Source organism: Parazoarcus communis SWub3 = DSM 12120 (assembly GCF_003226565.1).
GTDB lineage: Bacteria > Pseudomonadota > Gammaproteobacteria > Burkholderiales > Rhodocyclaceae > Parazoarcus > Parazoarcus communis.
Genome location: NZ_QKOE01000188.1, coordinates 1 through 255, shown reverse-complemented (window position 1 = coordinate 255; position 255 = coordinate 1). Strand labels below are relative to the sequence as shown.

Genomic DNA, 255 nt, shown 5'->3' with positions numbered 1-255 from the left:
CCGTCTTTGACTACCAACTGGCAGGTCAGCCGTTGTTGCTGACCCGAATCACGGATCCTTTCGGGCGCAGTGCCTCGATCGACTACGATGCCCAAGGGCGTCTGAGTCGCATCACCGATGTCCTTGGGCTCACGTCCTCCTTTACGTACAACAGCGCCACCTTCATCACGGCGATGACGACACCGTACGGGACGACGCAGTTTGCCTTTGGCGAAAGTGGCACCACCCGCTGGCTCAACATCACCGACCCCCTGG

General features: G+C 60.0%; 1 protein-coding gene. It reads left to right on the top strand.

Going from position 1 to position 255, the window contains the following annotated elements; all coding sequences use genetic code 11:
- A partial coding sequence (locus DNK49_RS23680) for an RHS repeat domain-containing protein (RefSeq protein WP_133255197.1) occupies positions 1-255 on the top strand: 255 nt, incomplete at both ends.